We start from the raw sequence: 17,011 nt of genomic DNA, 5'->3' as shown, positions 1-17,011 counted from the left end.
TATCTAAAAATGAAAAATCGAAGGCGGTGGTTATCCCTTCGGTTTTTTTGTTTATATTGATGTTATCGTTTTATTTATGGGCAAAGCCGTTGAGCGGTATATAAGTCCAAATCATGACTGAGCCTTGATGCTTGGTACCTATCCCTGAGCCCCCATCTTTGGCTTTGGCCGTTGTAACGATATTTCAGCAACATTTCATGCGCATGTTTCATGGCATTGTTTGCCTTGTGGCATGTCTTCAACCCAAAATGTTGATGAAGCTGAGCATTGAATAGTTTGGTCGCCAAGTATTCAACATTGCTAGATGGGGCTTTTTTCTCCAGCAATTCTTTTGCAATTTCACAATTTTGGATAGTGTGGTTGCCTAGTTGATAACTCTGGGATTGGAACGTTTCCGTGCCGAGGTAATGCCCGTAGACGGGTTTGTCGTAACAAGGTTCGTTTGGTTCAGGCTTGTCTGCAATTTTGGGTTTATCGAATTGAATATTATCAACTTTAAAATACAGCGCTTGGCCTGGTTTCACAACAAAGTTCACGCAGGATCGTAGGTTGCCCTCACCGACCTTTTGGGTCTCGGCATCGGGGTTGAAGGCTTGGCTGGCTCCGATTCTATAGTTCACCGGTGAATTTGATGCTCTGACATCAAAGAAAAGTACTTCGTCGGCATAATGGTCATTATTGGTATCGACCACCCATACAGGTTGCCAGCCATAAGGAACCCCGACTTCACACAGCGTGTATGTATGGTATGGCTTTAGTTTGATTCCTGCAAAATCAATTCTGTTTGGAGGGGTGAAGGCGGAGGTATTGACGCCCGTACCAGAGAGTGTGAATTGCCAGCGGTCTTCTGTCGGGTAACCGTTGGTCAGTTTATCCAGAATGACCATACCGTTTTTGACATTGGTGTATGTACATTCAATAAGCTCGCCGGGCTCCAGCTCGATACTGACTTGGCGAGAAGCGATATCAATTTGGCTGTTTATCGCTGATGATTCTGAACAGGTAAGATTAGCCAGTGAGTAATCCGGGCCGGGATCAGTTTCTACAATGTTATAGCTGCCGGGTAATACACCATCAAAGCGTTGATACTGGCCATGATCCAGATTGAACGGATTTACATTAGGGTCAATGTCATGGGTAAATGAAAAGCCTTCGCCATATTTCGGTTTTGTTTGTTTGTGAATAATAATTGTGCCGGTTTTGGTATTGGTGAAAGAACAAAACTTGGTGGTGCCTGCATCTCGAATAACATCGACGTCAAAGTTGCAGCCGCTGCTGGATACGGGGCGCCAGCCCTCTCTGGGTGATTCCGTGATGGTATAAGTACCGTTTTGCAGTTCAAAGTTGCCGTTGGCACCTTGGAAATACTCAAAGTTTCCGGGGGAGGAATCACTGGTAACCAATGTTATGCCGTTAGCACCCGTACCAGGGCCGGAGAGAGTCATAATCCATCCGTTTTCTTCTCCTTCTGGTAAGGTAATTTTGTCAACGGCCACGAGCACGGGATCTTCCGGTACCGGTGTTGTAAAGATAAAGGCGATTTTATCCTCACAGTCGGCGCTGGTGGGATTGGCTGGCAGTGTAAGATCTGCGAGTTTGATGGTCTCGCCAGCTAAGCCGCCACAACTGGTCACGGTGGCAGTGTGCTGCTCGGGATCAAGGTTGTTGGATGTGTGTTGTTTGGTGAATATATTTTCGCTGCCGGAAAATTCAAACAGAAGCGTATCTACAATTTGATTACTGGCATTGGTTATCTCTACGGTACATTGCAAAGTATCAGGGCTCACCAAAGGCGGTACTGTCAGCTCAACATCGAGGTTAATTAATGCTGAGCGGGTAATTTGGATGGACACGGGATTATCTTGAGTACCGCTTGTGGCCTGCGAGCCATCTGACGCTGTCAATAATGCCCAATCAGATAGCGTGCCTGAAGACGTTGTCGCGATGTTCGCTGTAATTGTTTTGGTGAATTCGGCAAAACCGGCCTGTGTTTGGGTCATGGAGGTCCAAACTAAATCAGGATCAGAGGCTTCCAGTGGTGTGCCGAGGGAATAGTTGTTGCTGAATGAGCCGTCAGCACCAGCGCCGCCAAGGCTATCAACTTGGTAACTAAGGCCATTCCCGGTGATTTTTTCCGTATCGGAAATATTTGCGGTGCTGGTGTCTTGGCCGGATGGTTGGATTCCGAGCCCGTCGTTGTTCAAATCAAAACTGACTTCAGGGGTAATATCAAATGCGATCCCGGTGACCTTATCAATAAATGTCGCAACGGCCGTATCACTTAAATCACTCACTGCTCCTGGGGCATTATAGGTATGAGTGAGTATTTTTTTCTCTTGCCCTGGCAGCAGGGTCTCTTCCCCTGAGGTTACGGTATCCAAGGCGGCAATGGGGGATCCGCCCGCCGCACCGTCGGGATCGCCAAAAATGGTATCGCTGATTACAACGGCCATCTCTCGAGCGGAAGGGTTCGTCGCAAAGATATTGGTGATGACTAATACGCTATCCCCCTGCGTTGGGAGTACGCTCCACTCAACTCGAATTGTGACTTCAGCTGAATTGCTGGTGCTTGTATCACAGGTGTTTCCCAAATCGATGGTTGATGGGGTGGCTGACTTTGTAACATTCCATACCTGCCCGCCTCCTCGAGTCGCCGTCATGTCTTTACGTATTCCGGCTGCGACAAGCTCTCTTACAGAAATGGGTACCGTTTTCTTTCCTTGCTGAAAGTCTTCGGATTCAAACATATAGGCTTGTAAGGATGAACCTGAAAATTGGTTGGCCCCGATAGCTATTCGATTGGCCCAGTCAATCACACAGGTCGTATTTGCTGCCTGGGTAATGGTTAACTGGCGGTAAATAACCGAGTCAATCCCTCCTGTTACCGTACCGCTGCTATCAATGGATTGAGCGCCAACGGTGACCGAGCAGGAAGCATCTGAAAAAACATTCAAGGTATCGGGCGATTGGATAATTTGCACATCGGCAATCTGATCATAACCAATGACACCGCCACTATCAGCATTATCAGCGGCAATAATGACATCATAGGTGATAGCGCCGGAACTGTTGCCGTTGGTCGCTATTAATCGGTGAGGAACCAGATCAAGCTCATTCCAGCCTTTGCCCAAGTTACCTGTGGTATAAGGCGTGTCGTTGCCTCCCAGGCTTGAGGGATCCTGACAGGTGAAGTTTCCATCGGTATTGGGCAGTGTATTGCCAGAGGGAAGCAGTGGAATATTTCCGCCATTGTTACAGCCCTCAAGCCGAAACTGTACGGTATTTGGGGCTGGTACAAATGCAGCTAGAGCCTTCCCAATGGATAAGTTGAACAGAAGAACGAAACCTAGCGCATGTATCATATTGTATCGTTGAAAATACCTTACCATGAGGTGGCTCCTATCCATTGTTGTCATATTTATTTGTCTCAAGAGCAACGGGTCTTATGAGAATGCTTTTATGAGTAGATTAGGCGTGAAGAACCGTTACGGAGAGCCAATAACGTGAAACTCAATAAGATGAGACTGGATAGTTGGATCTGAGACGACGGGTTTACTTGTACAGGGGCGAGACAGAGGTAATTAACAGTGCTGGTTATGTGTTTGCCGACAAATTTTATACTTGCGTATAACTGATTTAGATATGAAGAGAGAAAGCCTTCGCTGGTTTATGGCGCCGTAGTCTATCAGAGTGTAGATAGACTCACACTGAATGATGAATTAAAAATAATAAACGCAACATATAAAATGAGAGTTCACAGGATTTTGTTGTGGGTGTGATTTTATTTTTGTGTCTGTTATGACTTGTATTTTTCAGTGTTTATATTGGTTATATTAAAATGGAATTTAATGTCGTTATTAAATAATTGACTTAATTCTATTTACACATCATTTTTTGTTAGGCTATTATTGAAGTTGTTAAACAGACGGGAGAGTTATATGAAGGTGTTTTTAGTATCATTAGCTGCGCTGTTTTTGTTCGGGTGTTCAACGCCAGAAATTTATAACAACTCATATCAGCCTGATGCTGATCAGATGGAAAAACATGATAATCGTTCATTGCAGCGTGAAAAACATTAGCTGCTCGCAACTTGCTAAACGCTTGCCAACCGATAAAAGCTAGTCTTAACACACTGGCTTTTATCTTTTTCATCAATGCCTTCCCTTCTTACTCTAGGGCTTTTTACGGGCTGTTAGCTGTTAGGAGCCATTTAAACATGGTACTTAGCTCTAGATTTCCCGAGATAATGTAGGGTTATCCCATCTATTACAAAATTAATAGGTAAAAATAATTTATTCCTCCAAAGAGTGCTTGGCTTAATTTTCTTATTAGGTTTGGGATTTTTACATTATCGCTATTCCTTTTGCGTTATTTGTTGGTTGTTTTATATTTCAAAACAACAGATAAGGTAACCATTAGTTATGATTTAAATCATGTGACTAATATATAATCTATTTTTGAATGATTTATCTGTTATATCGTGATATTGAAGTTTAATAAAATGTATTCGATTACAATCATGTCGCAGTGAAAAAATGCTTTTATTTTTTTGTTTGCCGAAAAAGTGTGATCCACCGAATAGTTATTAGTTATGCCCACATTATTATTGCCACGCTTTTTTAATCGTAGTCACGATTATTATTGACGTTAATGAATTGGTCGAATCCCATTGTTTGGGGCAAAGGTAAATAACAATGAATAAAAAATTATTAGCAGTGGCAGTTGCCGGACTATTTGTGGGTGGCACAGTACAAGCCGCTACTATTTATAAAAATGATAATGGCGATAACATTAAAGTATACGGTGGTGCAGAAGTTGGTGGCACGATTGTTTCTGATACAGACAAAACGCCAATGGGACCAGATACTACGTATGTAGACCAATCATTTGCCACTATTGGCCTGAAGGGTCAAACCGGTGATTTTTACGCCAAGTTTGAAATTGATGCCGAGCGTGAGCACTGGCTACCAGATAACCACCTGCGTTTGGTTATCGACAAAGTCATGGTGGGTTACAACTTTACTGACAATCATGCCATGGAATTTGGCCGTACCGATACCGCTTACGACAAAGTGGATGCATTTGGTGACGTGACCAACGAATTGGGTTTGGGTATCTCTGAAGCGGGTGATCAGGACAACACGATTCGCTATATCGGTAAATTCGGCAAGGTTAAGATGTCGGTTTCCCACTCTCTGGAAGGCTGGGATGGTGATACCAAAGACGGTGAACCGGTGAAGTACAGCTACATTACTGACTCGCTATACGGTGCAGTGACCAATGGTTTCATTGGTTACTACGGTGATGCTTTTACGGTGATCGCCGGTGCAGAGGTTGGGGATGAGACAGAAATTTACTCTCTTCATGCAGAAGCAAACTTCGGCAACGTGATGCTCGGTGGTTTGGTATTTGATGAAACCAAGAACTTCAACGGTGGTGCTGACAAAAACGAATTCGGCGTCAACCTTGGTGGTAAGTACGCATTGTCAGAGCAGTTGAGCCTGCTGGCCAGCATCAACTACGCCGATGTTGACGGCGACACGGATTCCTCAATCTACGGTGTTATTGGTACTGAATATATGTACGCCAAGAACCTGAAGCTGGCTGCCGAAGTCGCTATCGGTGATGTGCTTGAAGGCGAAGATAAAATGGATTCTGGAGCGCTGGCATTCGTTAAGGCTTACTACTGGTTCTAATGTGACAGTTTGATTCTGCCTCAGGGTTTCTCGGTTTACTGCCTCCGGGAAGCCCTTTTTTATACCTACCCGAGGTTCACAATGAAAATTAAGAATATTGCCCTTACCCTGTTGGCCGGTGCTGTTGCTGCCGGGTGTTCTGCCCTTGATATGTCTACTGCCCAAGGTTGGGAAAAGGACAAGGAATACAGCATTACTATTTTGCATACCAATGATAACCACGGTAACTTTTGGCACAACCGCAATGGCGAACTGGGGATGCCTGCCCGTGCGACGTTGATCAACCAAATCCGCGAGGAAGTAAAGGCCGAGGGAGGCTCGCTTCTTCTGTTATCTGGTGGCGATATCAATACCGGTGTGCCGGAGTCAGACTTGCAGGACGCCGAGCCTGATTTTATCGGCATGAATATGATTGGTTATGATGCCATGGCAGTGGGCAACCACGAATTCGATAACCCGCTTGATGTACTGGCCAAGCAGGTTGAGTGGGCTGACTTCCCGTTCCTTGCTGCCAATATCTACAAAGATGGCAAGCGGATGTTTGCGCCGTACAAGATCTTCGATAAGCAGGGAGTCAAAATTGCGGTTATCGGTCTGACCACCGAAGACACCGCCAAAATTGGTAATCCTGAATACATTGCCGAAGTCACCTTCACAGATCCTAAAGTTGAAGCGAAGAAAGTGATCGCGGAACTCAAGGCAGAGCACAATCCTGATGTGATTATCGCCGCGACCCACATGGGCCATTACCAAGATGGTAACCACGGTTCGAATGCGCCGGGTGATGTACTGCTTGCCCGCTACGTGAATGAAGGCGATCTGGATATGATCGTCGGCGGCCACTCGCAGGAGCCCGTATGTATGGAAGGCCCGAATCGCTATGCCAAATTCAAGGCGGGCGACAAGTGTGTGCCGGATGTACAGAACGGTACAACTATCGTTCAGGCCCATGAGTGGGGGAAGTACGTCGGCCGCGCTGACTATACCTTCAAAAACGGCGAGTTTACGCTGGCATCGTATGAGCTGATCCCGGTTAACCTGAAGAAGAAAGTGAAGACGGCTGATGGCAAGAAGGTTCGAGTATTCATCCAAGATGAAATTGCGCAGGATCAGTCTGTTTACACTACCTTGAAACCATTCAAGGAAAAGGGCGAAGCGGCATTGGATATTGTGATTGGCAAGACCAATGGTGATCTGCAAGGCGAGCGCAGTATTGTGCGCAACAACCAGACTAACCTCGGCCGTTTGATTGCCATGTCTCACATGGAACGTGCCAAGGCAGATTTCGCCGTGATGAACTCGGGCGGCGTGCGGGCATCGATTGCTGGCGGTAATGTGACCTATAAGGATGTATTAACGGTACAGCCATTTGGCAACATCATTACTTACGTTGATATGACGGGGGCTGAAATTCAGGATTACCTGAATGTAGTCGGCACCAAGAGCAAAGACTCCGGTGCCTATGCGCAGTTTGCCGGTGTGACCATGACCGTTGCCGGTGACAAGGTGACCGATGTGAAGATCGGCGGCAAGGCGCTAGATTCTGAGAAGATTTACCGCTTCACCGTACCTTCTTTCAATGCCGCTGGCGGTGATGGCTATCCGAAGATCAGCACGCACCCTGCCTATGTCAACACCGGCTATGTGGATGCAGAGGTACTGAAAGAGTTTATTACCTCGCACTCACCGATTGATGTGAACAAGTTTGAACCAAAAGGTGAGATTGTTTACAAGTAATCTCCAATCTTGAACTCCACTAAAGCCGCCTCTATTGAGGCGGCTTTTTTATCGGCATGGCTGGCGGGGTTCAACGATAGTGGCGCGAGGACTTAGTTGCCGTTGTGGATTGTATCGATGAGACGCAGGAACATCCTGCTGGCCGTATCGATTAACGGATCGGGGAAGTCAAAATCCGGATTGTGCAATTCGGGGTGGCTCTCGCCGCTGCCGAGGCAGAACATATTGCCCGGCCAGGTTGCAAGAAATTCCGCCATGTCTTCCGACCAGCGCATCGGCTCTTCTAAAACGACGGTTTTTAGGCCGAGCTCCTGTGCGGCAGCCAATACCTGTTCGGTTTGGGGGGCAGCGTTGACGACTGCGCGGAATGACTCCTGCCAGTTGAGCGTCGACTCGAGCTGGTGCTGTTCGCATTGATGCTTGAGCTCCGCCGTAATTGCCCTTTGCATCGCCGCCAAGGTATCGGTTTCCTCACTGCGCAGCGTGGCCTCGATTTTCGCGTATCCCGGCGAGGTTCCGAATGCGGATTCGCCCAGCTTGGCATGAACCACTGTGACAAGGGAAAACACGGGGGAGAATTGCTTGGGGAGCTGCTGGAGGAAGGAGATCAGCGCCACCATCGCCTGGGTGGGATTAATACCGTTTTCCGGCCGGGCGGCATGGGAGGTTTTGCCGATAAGCTCAATGGATACCCCAGTCGAGGCGCAGGCGAAATTGCCCGGTTTGGTGATCACGCTGTGGCGTGGGTAACCGGGCAAATTGTGGTAGGCAAAAGCCTGATCTACCTGCTGCTCGGCCAGCCAGCGGTTGCCGATCATATCGGCAGCACCTGTGCCCGTTTCCTCGGCTGGTTGGAACAATAGCAACACACGACCTGACGAGGGCGGGGTTAGGCTCAACTGGTGGGCGACGGTCATCAGGCTGGCGGTATGGCCATCATGGCCACAGGCATGCATCACGCCGCAGTGGCAAGATATATGGTCGTGGCTGGCTGTCTCCTCGATGGGTAAGGCGTCGAAGTCAGCCCTTAGCAGGGTTGTGGAACCCGGTTTGCCGCTGTTTATTTCGCATACGATCCCCACGCCATTGCTGGCGGTTACTGCTGTTTTGGGTGATAGGCCGAATGCCTGTAGCTGGCGGGCAATGGCATTGGCTGTGCTGTGTTCTTGCCCTGAGAGTTCGGGAAATCGATGGAGTTGCTGGCGAAACAGAACCGGATCGAACTGTGAGGTTGATTGTGGAAGGAATGACATGATGAAACCTTTGATAATACGGATCAAAGGGTTAGCTTACGCCGATGTTGAGTTTCAGAGTGTGAGTTAAATCGCGCTAGCTAGATACGCTGCGTTCTTTATATACGTGCTGGGTAGTATATAAAAAACGCAGGTGTATCGTGGGTAGAAGCTGCTATTGATCTTTTTCAGTAGTCGAAGAATGACGGATGGTTACGGCGGATAACGTTAAACATGACTTTGACTATTTCCTCGCGAAGTTCCGCCGGAACGCCGTCCATCGCCGCTTCTAGTTCTTCGTCGATGATAGGGGTGAGTTCATCGTGAACTTTCTTGCCATAGACGGTCAGGTACAGGCGCTTGGCATTTTTGTGGTTGGGATCAGAGGACGAGGCGATGAATTCATTACGTTGGGCGTGTTTGATCAGGCTGGAAATGGTGCCTTTGCTGCGCATCATCCGCTCAGCCAATACGGACGGCCGCAGTCCATCTTCATAGTTGAGTTCCATCAACATCAATAATTGTTCGATATTGATCTTGTCGTTTTTCTCGGCAATGCGGTGCGCCATGTTGTTCTGGATCAGACGGGTTGCGATCCAACTTGCACCAGCAGCAGTCTTATATGGTGGTAGTTTGCTAGACATAGGGTATTCCTTAATTGTAAATCCAGCATCTTGAGGTTGCGTGGATATATTTCTTGATAATAGCTTAAGGTTCTATGTCTAATCTACCAGAACGGCTTGTTTGGGAGAATAATGCGGTCTTGGGCCATCATATATGCTGGTGCAAAAAAAAGCGCCGAAGAGGACAGGACCTCTCGGCGCAAACAGTGTTAAGCCAACGGATATTGTTATTAATCTATTAGAATCGGTAGTTGATACCGACTTTGAATTGGTTGTCGATATCGCTGCTCTTGCCTTCTAGAGTCTTCACCGTGTATTGGGCGTAAGGGATGAAATTGCCAGCCTTGGTAAACGCGGCCTTGAACTCGTAATCGTCAGCCTTGTATTTTTGCTTACCGATCGCTTTGTCTAGTGCATCGTGGTTGATCTTTACTTCACCTTGCTTGTGAACCCAGTTGGCCGAAAGGTCGACGAAGTCGAAGCTGTAGCCAAGGGTCAGGTCGGTACGATGAACACGGTCTGATGGGCTGGTACCGCCAAGAGTTTCATCGGTGATGCGTTTTCCTTTGCTGACGGCGACCAATTTTGCATCATCCTTGCGCATGTCATAGCGGTAGCGGGCCGCTACCGAGAAGCCGTTATCAAAGTCGTAACCTGTCTTTAGGCCAACCTTAAAGGTATTGCCGGTTTCATACTCGCCACGAAGGTGGGTCACTCCACCTTCAAGTGGGTCTGGGTTTGCGATTGTTTCCATTACCTTGCCTTTATGGGGCATGGTGTAGGCTAGCTGTGGCTCAACATAAAAGCCGGTAGTGATATCAAAGCGCCATGCTGCGGCAACCGTCCCTTCCTTGAGTTCTTTGAGGCCATCCTTGAAGACTAATTCCCCACCAAATTTCAAGCCATTGTCAAAACCGTAGCCAGCTTTTAGCTCTGTCTCGCTATTGGATATCTGAGAGATATCGAGTGAGGTATTGGCCATGGCTGGGATAGATAGAGTGGCAAGAATTGAGATGGCTAGTAATTTCTTCATTGTAATACCTATATGTGTTTATGAGCTAAATGGTTCGATGTGGAATATATTGGTTTGATGTCGAATGATCAAGTTTTGATCAGTGTTAATCCATCTTTGTTCAGCGTTCGTTCATTATTGGTAGGTGTGTATTCTTAATGATTTAAATGCAATTCGGTGTAATGTGTTGAATTGAAAGTGGTTTGCTTGCTGGGTGTCATGCTGGCTGAAAAACGCTCTTGAATGCCAATATGTTTGATGTAAAATTATTTGCCGCAAAGTGAGTGCTTTGAAGATGTATAGGGCGCAAATGTTTAACGTTGAAATTAGTGGCGGGTATTTATGAAAGCAGGTTTGGTCTCTTTGACGGTTGCAGCATCATTAGTGACGGCTGGCGTGCAGGCTAATGCCATTACAGATTCGGTAGATGATTCGATGGTGGTTGCCGGTGATGCCATACAGATATTGCTGCCGGCAACAGGCTTGTTCGCGGCTTGGATGCATGATGATGCAGAAGGGGCTAAGCAGCTTGCATACTCTACGCTGAGTGCTCAATTAGCTATACATGGCTTAAAGAAAGGTGTCGGTCGCCGCCGTCCCAATGACAGCAGTTGGAACTCATTTCCATCAGGCCATACTGGCGCGGCTTTTTCTGGGGCGGCATTTTTACAGTCTCGTTATGGTTCTGCATGGGGGAGCCCCGCTTATGCTGCTGCGACCTTTGTGGGCTACAGCCGAATGCATGGCAACCGCCATTTTGCCGGTGATGTGATTGCGGGGGCGGGCATTGCGTTTTTGACCAACCAGTATTTCGTTTCACCCCACCGGGCCGATGGTGTCTATTTCAATGCTATGCCAACCGCTGATGGATTTGCCGTGGGGATGACGGTCACCAATCAGGCTTTTGAGCCCACTGGCGGCAAGGGATCTCGTGCCGTAATGCAACATCAAGGGGCCAAGAAGAACCGATTCGAGCTGGGAATGGGATTTAACTTGGCCGATTCAGCCGGTCATTTTGGCGCTCGCTCTTATCTCGAAGGGACGGGGGCGGTTGATAAGTACCAGCCTTTTGCTTATATCAATTACCAGAGGGACTTGGATAACGGTAATTTTCTTGAGCTGGAGTTCAACCCCAATGAGACCCGGAGACGTGGTGAGGTAAGCCGGAATTTTTCGCTGGATGGGCACGAATACAAAACAGGGGAGGATATTTATGCTCAGTTCCGTCACTGGATGCTGGGGGCCAGCTTATACAAGAACGTTTATGACGGAGATGCCCTGAAAATGGATGTTGGTTTAGGCGGTTATCTGCATATGGTCAGCGTCGGGGTCGACAAGGAACAAGGGGGGCAGTACGCCGACAGTACAACGTGGTCTTTCCTACCCAGCCTGACAGCCCAGACAAGGTATATGTTGACGGATGATTTATATCTGTCGGGGTCGGGTCAGGCCCAATATTGGGATGATAACAGTTATTTCAATGTAGATGCCGGTGTGGGGTACCAACTGTCCCCCAATTGGGAGGCAGGCCTGAAATACACCTATATCAAGTCAAAATTGGACAATAACCTAGTTGATAAGACCAATTATGATGGTCGTTCGATAGTCCTTTCTATTTCGACCCGATTTTGATTGCGAAAAGATAATGGCGGCCGCGTGGCTTTAAGAGGTAACGGCCCTGCCTGTTTTGGCGTTAGGGCCGAATGCCAAGCCTGATGTTAGTTATCGTCTGCCGAACGGCGAGTGTTGACCAGCTTTTCACCCTGCTTGTCGGCATCTGACCAGAAGTTGATATTGAACTGGGCATCGTCGCTCAGTTCGATTCGGTGCCAGTATTGCGGAGGGCTGGTCGCGAACTGACCGGCATTGATGACGACGCGAGCTTCTGGTTCGGTGCTGGTTTCATCGGCAAAACCGTAATAGATGACGGTGCCTTCCATGACACATAACTGGCCGAAGACACCGGCAGCGGTATTGTGATGGCTGAGTAATGCCGCCGGAACATTTTGTTTGGTGAAAAACGGTGTCGAACGCTGGATAGTCCAATGGGCTGGAATACGTTGGTGGCTCATGGGTCTTTCCTCTCTGTAGTCATAGTGTGTCGAATCAATGAGATTGCGATGAGTGATGCCAGATCTCTGGGTCACTGGCACCGTGTGCGGATCGCTATATCAGTCTCTGTTGGTTTTAGTGTGCGGTAGACATCAGCTCTCGCAGTAGCGGGAATGCTTGGTTTGTCTGCTGACCGGTGACGATAAAACCGAGCAAGGTGTCATGTTCACCGTAGGCTTTGGCTTGAATACCGCTATCACCAATATCCATATTCCACCGTTTGACCTCGGTTGTGGTATTGCCGCCGATTTGGATCGGGTAGCTCGGTGTTTTCACCTTCACTATCATCGGCGGGAAGTGTGCCGCTGTTTGTTGGCCCAATAGGGTTTTGGCCAGTGCCGAGGCACTCAGTACGATGGGCTGGAGATAAGCCATAACCACACCGTCGATTTCAGCCCCATCGCCAAGGGCGTAAATATCCGTTACCGAGCTTTGCAAGTAGCGGTCGACACAGATCCCCCGGTTGGTTTTGAGCCCGGCTGCCTTGGCAAGGCCAATATTGGGTCTTAAGCCCGCAGCAACAATAACGGCATCAGCATGGATGGCCGAGCCTGTGTTGGTGGTGGCAATGAGTCGGCCTTGTTGGCTGCCGGGTTCGCTGTAGTCAAGGGCTGTGATATGGCTGCCGGTGTAAATGCGCACGCCGCTTTCACTGAGTTGGTCAGCCAGTTCGGTCGCAACATAGCGGTTTAGCTGGCTTCCCATTAGCGTGCGCCCCGGTTCGACAAGGGTGATTGTCTTGCCGGTTGCTGCCAGATCGGCCGCAAGTTCGGTGCCGATCAGCCCCCCGCCGATAATCAGTACCTCTTTGGCTTGGTCGATAGCAGCCTGGTGATGGGCGAAATCGTCAAGACAGTTGATCGTGTGCACCTTATTGGCTGCATTGCCCGCCATTGGCGGTACAAACGGGCTTGCTCCGGTGGCGAGCACAAGCTTGCTATAACGGTACTGCTCGCCGTTGGCGGTGATTTCGTTACGCTGGGTGTCGATAGCCGTGACGCGATGGTGGGCGTATAGGCTGATCTGGTTCTGGGCGGCGAATTCGGGACCGCGCAGTGTGATCAGATCCTCGACACTTTGCTGTTTCGAGAAGGCATGGCTCAAATCAGGTTTGTTGTAGTCATGGCCTGCATCTTGGGTAAACACGGCGATCGGTGTTTCCGTGTTGGCTCGGCGCAGGGTTTTTACCAGTTGGTAAGCGGCAAAGCCGCTACCGATTATGATAATAGGCGCGTTCATCATGCCACCTCGCTGCGCGGGTGGGCGATAAACACATCTTTGCCGAGATGGCACTCAGGGCAAAGGAAGTAGTCAGGTACTGCAGTCCATGGTGTGCCCGGTTCAACGCCTTGGTTGGGTTCGCCTAGCATCGGGTCGTATACCCAGTTGCAGACACTGCAAATCATGCACTGGCAATCGTCGCCATGCTCATCATGGTGGTTTTCGGCCGGTTGCTGGGTAGCCGCTGGGGCAATTGGGGCAACGGGGTCAATGGCTGCAGTTAGTGTCGCGGGCTCCGCTGCTTGAGGCCGTGGCGACAGGGCGGGTGCTGATAGGGGCGTCACCGCAAGGTCGTGCAGCGCCCACTGCTTGGCAATATACTGGCCGTGTTCGCGGCAAAGGCGCATTGCCAGTCCGTCTGGTCGCCATTTGGTTTTCAGGCTGACGGTGGTTTCGAAACCGGCATCGGTCAAGCGGGCATGGATCCGGTCGACAGCGCCGCCGTTCCAGCCGTAGCTGCCGAAAGCCCCGGCTTTTTTATCTTTGAATCGCAAGCCGGTAATCTCCTCCAGCATACCTGCGATTTTCGGCATCATCACATTGTTCATGGTCGACGAGCCGACCAAGATTCCCTTGGAGCGGAAGACATTGGCGAGGATGTCGTTTTTGTCATGGCGCGAAACATTGAACACCTTCACGGCAACCCCCGGATCTACATCGTGGATGCCTTGGGCAATCGCATCGGCCATCATTCGGGTGTTGTTTGACATCGTGTCGTAGAAAATAGTGATCCGATCTTCTTGGTAGTTGCCTGCCCACTCGAGGTACTTTTCGATGATTTGTACCGGGTTGTCACGCCATACGATACCGTGTGAGGTGGCGATCATATCGACGGGCAAATTGAAGCTGAGCACTTCTTGGATCTTGGCGGTGACGAGCCCGCTGAACGGTGTCAGGATATTGGAATAGTAGCGCAGGCACTGATCCATCAGCTCGTTCTGGTCAACCTCGTCGTTGAACAGGTGCTCGTCGCAGTAGTGCTGGCCGAAGGCATCGTTGCTGAACAGTACCGCATCGCCGGTTAGGTAGGTCATCATGCTGTCTGGCCAATGCAACATCGGTGCCTCGACGAACACGAGTTGCTTGCCATTGCCGATATCGAGGCTCTCGCCGGTTTTTACCGGGCGGAAGTCCCACTCAGGGTGGTGGTGATGGCCGACGATGGAATCAATGGCATTTTCGGTGCAGTAAATCGGCGTGCCGGGGATTTTTTCCATCAGGGCCGATAGTGCCCCTGAGTGGTCTTCTTCGGCATGGTTGATAACAATGAAGTCGATGCTGGCTAGGTCGATTTCCATTTCAAGGTTTTGGATGAATTGTTTGCTGAAGCGGTGGTCTACGGTATCGATCAGCACAGTTTTTTCTTCGCGGATCAGGTAGCTGTTGTAGCTGGTGCCGCGTGTCATTTTGAATTCGGTGCCGTGGAAATCTTGTACTTCCCAGTCGCGTTGGCCAACCCAGTGGATGTTGTTTTTTACATGGATGCTCATGGCTATACCCTTAATGCGTTAACTGAGGTCATTGAATCAATGACGAAATAAAATTTAGATGTTTCAGTAATTGCATGGGCTATGCCAACTTTTTATCTTATTGTTTAATAATGGGTTATTTTTAATTCTTGTTTTTTGTTGTCGTTTTGACAATGTTATTTGTATTGTCTTTTTGATACTGTTGTTGTCAATGTGACATTCTCTGAGTGGGCATAATGGGGATAAAAGAGGGTGAAAAAGTGCAACAAGTGAGTAAAGAATGGGTTCGGGTCGCGTTGGATTTGGCCTCGGGAATGTCGAACCAAGATCGTTTCGAGAGGCTATTGTATGCGGTGCGCATGAGCGTGCGGTGCGATGCCTCGGCCTTGCTGACCTATCATGACCAGCATTTTATTCCACTTGCCACTAACGGGTTGGCCCCGGATGTGATGGGGCGGCGGTTTGCGTTGTCTCAGCATCCCCGTCTGGAGGCCATAGCCCGTGCGGGGGATATTGTCCGTTTTCCGGCCGATAGCCAGTTGCCTGATCCTTATGATGGCTTGATCCCCCATCATAGCGGGGATCTCAAGGTGCACTCCTGTATGGGGTTGCCCTTGGTGTTTGATGATCGTTTGATTGGCGCAATCACCATTGATGCGTTGGATCCGGCCCAGTTTGATCAGATGGATGATGAGGATCTGCGGATCATCAGTGCGTTGGCGGCCAGTAGTTTGAATACGGCCCTGCTGATGGACAGGCTTGAACGGGTGGCGGCGGTGACGCCCGAACCCGGATTGGCGATGGCAGGGGATACCTCAGCCATTATCGGCCAGTCAGAAACGATGGAGCAGATGAAAGCGCATATCGCCGCTGTGGCAGATACTGATTTGTCGGTATTGGTGATGGGCGAGACCGGGGTCGGCAAAGAGCTGGTGGCACAGGCGGTACATGCCCAGTCAGCCAGAGCGGCAAAAAAATTGGTTTACCTCAACTGTGCCGCACTGCCTGAGTCCGTGGCCGAGAGCGAGTTGTTCGGCCATGTCAAAGGGGCGTTTACCGGGGCGATCAGTAACCGACAGGGTAAATTTGAGCTGGCCGACGGTGGTACTCTGTTTTTGGATGAGGTGGGCGAGCTGTCATTGGCGTTGCAGGCGAAATTGCTGCGGGCTCTCCAGTACGGCGATATCCAGCGGGTGGGGGATGACCGCCATATCAAGGTGAACGTCCGGATTGTGGCGGCGACCAATCGCCAGATGCACGAAGAGGTGGCCGAAGGGCGGTTTCGAGCCGATCTGTATCACCGCCTGAGTGTGTTTCCGATTTTTGTGCCGCCCCTGCGTGAACGCGGGCAGGATATCACGGTGTTGGCGGGCTTTTTTGCCGAGCGATGCAGGGCCAAGCTCGGGGCGAGCGTGATCCGTTTTTCGCCGGATGTCATGACATTGCTCCAGACCTATTCATGGCCGGGCAATGTCCGCGAGCTGGAACATGCTATTCACCGGGCGGCGGTATTGGCTCGCGCCGATGCGACCCAAGATGAGCTGGTTCTGCAACCGTCTCATTTTGGCCAGTTGTCGCTGGTGCGTAGTGAACCGGCGGGCTCGGCGGCGCACGGTATCACCCCCATGATGACAGGGGTGGCAGACGTGGCTGGGGGAACGGCAGTGCCAGCGGCGGCCGAGATGGGACTGAAAGCGGCGACGGAGCAGTTTCAGATCAAAATGATCGAGCAGGCCATCACCGCTAACGGCGGTAAGCTCAGCGCCGCTGCCCGTCAGTTGGGTCTTGATGCCGGTAATCTTCACCGGCTAATGAAGCGGCTTGGCCTGAAATGATGCTGGTGATCACC

12 protein-coding genes are annotated in these 17,011 nt (G+C 49.7%); 4 read left to right on the top strand and 8 right to left on the bottom strand.

Features of this window, described 5'->3' with window-relative positions; all coding sequences use genetic code 11:
• Positions 1-74: 74 nt before the first annotated feature.
• Together ABT56_RS00235 and ABT56_RS23795 are read right to left on the bottom strand one after the other, a co-directional pair.
• Positions 75-3,362 carry an autotransporter outer membrane beta-barrel domain-containing protein gene (locus ABT56_RS00235; RefSeq protein ID WP_053062324.1) on the bottom strand — a complete coding sequence of 1,096 codons (3,288 nt, stop codon included), beginning with the start codon at positions 3,360-3,362 and terminating at the stop codon, positions 75-77.
• 535 nt (positions 3,363-3,897) lie between these two features.
• The gene (locus tag ABT56_RS23795) at positions 3,898-4,152 is read right to left on the bottom strand and encodes a hypothetical protein (protein ID WP_157037747.1); all 255 of its coding nucleotides are present in this window, start codon (positions 4,150-4,152) and stop codon (positions 3,898-3,900) included.
• 542 nt (positions 4,153-4,694) lie between these two features.
• Here ABT56_RS23795 and ABT56_RS23145 point away from each other — a divergent pair.
• Both ABT56_RS23145 and ushA read left to right on the top strand, forming a co-directional pair.
• On the top strand, positions 4,695-5,696 hold the full coding sequence (locus ABT56_RS23145) for a porin (protein WP_053062323.1): 1,002 nt from the start codon (positions 4,695-4,697) through the stop codon (positions 5,694-5,696).
• 81 nt (positions 5,697-5,777) lie between these two features.
• Complete coding sequence (ushA, locus tag ABT56_RS00225; protein WP_047876843.1) at positions 5,778-7,433, top strand: bifunctional UDP-sugar hydrolase/5'-nucleotidase UshA; 1,656 nt, start codon at positions 5,778-5,780, stop codon at positions 7,431-7,433.
• 92 nt (positions 7,434-7,525) lie between these two features.
• Here the strand turns inward: ushA and ABT56_RS00220 are convergent, their stop codons facing one another.
• The 3 genes from ABT56_RS00220 to ABT56_RS00210 form a co-directional block, all read right to left on the bottom strand.
• Positions 7,526-8,686, bottom strand: a complete 1,161-nt coding sequence (locus tag ABT56_RS00220) for an amidohydrolase (RefSeq protein WP_047876945.1) — start codon at positions 8,684-8,686, stop codon at positions 7,526-7,528.
• Positions 8,687-8,853: 167 nt separating this feature from the next.
• Positions 8,854-9,309, bottom strand: coding sequence for a MarR family winged helix-turn-helix transcriptional regulator (locus ABT56_RS00215; RefSeq protein ID WP_047876842.1), 456 nt, complete (start codon positions 9,307-9,309; stop codon positions 8,854-8,856).
• Between the two features lie 217 nt (positions 9,310-9,526).
• Complete coding sequence (locus ABT56_RS00210) at positions 9,527-10,321, bottom strand: oligogalacturonate-specific porin KdgM family protein (RefSeq protein WP_047876841.1); 795 nt, start codon at positions 10,319-10,321, stop codon at positions 9,527-9,529.
• Positions 10,322-10,642: 321 nt separating this feature from the next.
• Between ABT56_RS00210 and ABT56_RS00205 the strand changes: the two genes are divergently transcribed.
• Positions 10,643-11,932, top strand: a complete 1,290-nt coding sequence (locus ABT56_RS00205; RefSeq protein ID WP_047876840.1) for a phosphatase PAP2 family protein — start codon at positions 10,643-10,645, stop codon at positions 11,930-11,932.
• A gap of 86 nt (positions 11,933-12,018) precedes the next feature.
• Here the strand turns inward: ABT56_RS00205 and ABT56_RS00200 are convergent, their stop codons facing one another.
• From ABT56_RS00200 to norV, 3 genes are all read right to left on the bottom strand, one after another.
• Positions 12,019-12,372: a TehB family protein gene (locus ABT56_RS00200; RefSeq protein WP_047876839.1), complete on the bottom strand. Its 354-nt coding sequence runs from the start codon at positions 12,370-12,372 to the stop codon at positions 12,019-12,021.
• Positions 12,373-12,487: 115 nt separating this feature from the next.
• The gene (norW, locus tag ABT56_RS00195; RefSeq protein WP_047876944.1) at positions 12,488-13,651 is read right to left on the bottom strand and encodes an NADH:flavorubredoxin reductase NorW; all 1,164 of its coding nucleotides are present in this window, start codon (positions 13,649-13,651) and stop codon (positions 12,488-12,490) included.
• The gene (gene norV, locus ABT56_RS00190; protein WP_047876838.1) at positions 13,651-15,183 is read right to left on the bottom strand and encodes an anaerobic nitric oxide reductase flavorubredoxin; all 1,533 of its coding nucleotides are present in this window, start codon (positions 15,181-15,183) and stop codon (positions 13,651-13,653) included. Before norV ends, norW begins: the two co-directional genes overlap by 1 nt.
• A gap of 239 nt (positions 15,184-15,422) precedes the next feature.
• Here norV and norR point away from each other — a divergent pair, with 239 nt between their 5' ends.
• On the top strand, positions 15,423-16,997 hold the full coding sequence (norR, locus tag ABT56_RS00185) for a nitric oxide reductase transcriptional regulator NorR (protein ID WP_047876943.1): 1,575 nt from the start codon (positions 15,423-15,425) through the stop codon (positions 16,995-16,997).
• The last annotated feature ends 14 nt before the right edge of the window (positions 16,998-17,011 follow it).

Source organism: Photobacterium aquae, from assembly GCF_001029445.1.
GTDB classification, from domain to species: Bacteria; Pseudomonadota; Gammaproteobacteria; order Enterobacterales; family Vibrionaceae; genus Photobacterium; species Photobacterium aquae.
The sequence above is the reverse complement of the archived record's forward strand: the minus strand, read 5'-3'. Positions and strand labels throughout refer to the sequence as shown.

Coding starts and splice junctions, on each gene's coding strand:
- ABT56_RS00235 (WP_053062324.1), bottom strand. CDS start 3,362: ATGATACATGCGCTAGGTTTCGTTCTTCTGTTCAACTTATCCATTGGG.
- ABT56_RS23795 (WP_157037747.1), bottom strand. CDS start 4,152: ATGAAAAAGATAAAAGCCAGTGTGTTAAGACTAGCTTTTATCGGTTGG.
- ABT56_RS23145 (WP_053062323.1), top strand. CDS start 4,695: ATGAATAAAAAATTATTAGCAGTGGCAGTTGCCGGACTATTTGTGGGT.
- ushA (WP_047876843.1), top strand. CDS start 5,778: ATGAAAATTAAGAATATTGCCCTTACCCTGTTGGCCGGTGCTGTTGCT.
- ABT56_RS00220 (WP_047876945.1), bottom strand. CDS start 8,686: ATGTCATTCCTTCCACAATCAACCTCACAGTTCGATCCGGTTCTGTTT.
- ABT56_RS00215 (WP_047876842.1), bottom strand. CDS start 9,309: ATGTCTAGCAAACTACCACCATATAAGACTGCTGCTGGTGCAAGTTGG.
- ABT56_RS00210 (WP_047876841.1), bottom strand. CDS start 10,321: ATGAAGAAATTACTAGCCATCTCAATTCTTGCCACTCTATCTATCCCA.
- ABT56_RS00205 (WP_047876840.1), top strand. CDS start 10,643: ATGAAAGCAGGTTTGGTCTCTTTGACGGTTGCAGCATCATTAGTGACG.
- ABT56_RS00200 (WP_047876839.1), bottom strand. CDS start 12,372: ATGAGCCACCAACGTATTCCAGCCCATTGGACTATCCAGCGTTCGACA.
- norW (WP_047876944.1), bottom strand. CDS start 13,651: ATGAACGCGCCTATTATCATAATCGGTAGCGGCTTTGCCGCTTACCAA.
- norV (WP_047876838.1), bottom strand. CDS start 15,183: ATGAGCATCCATGTAAAAAACAACATCCACTGGGTTGGCCAACGCGAC.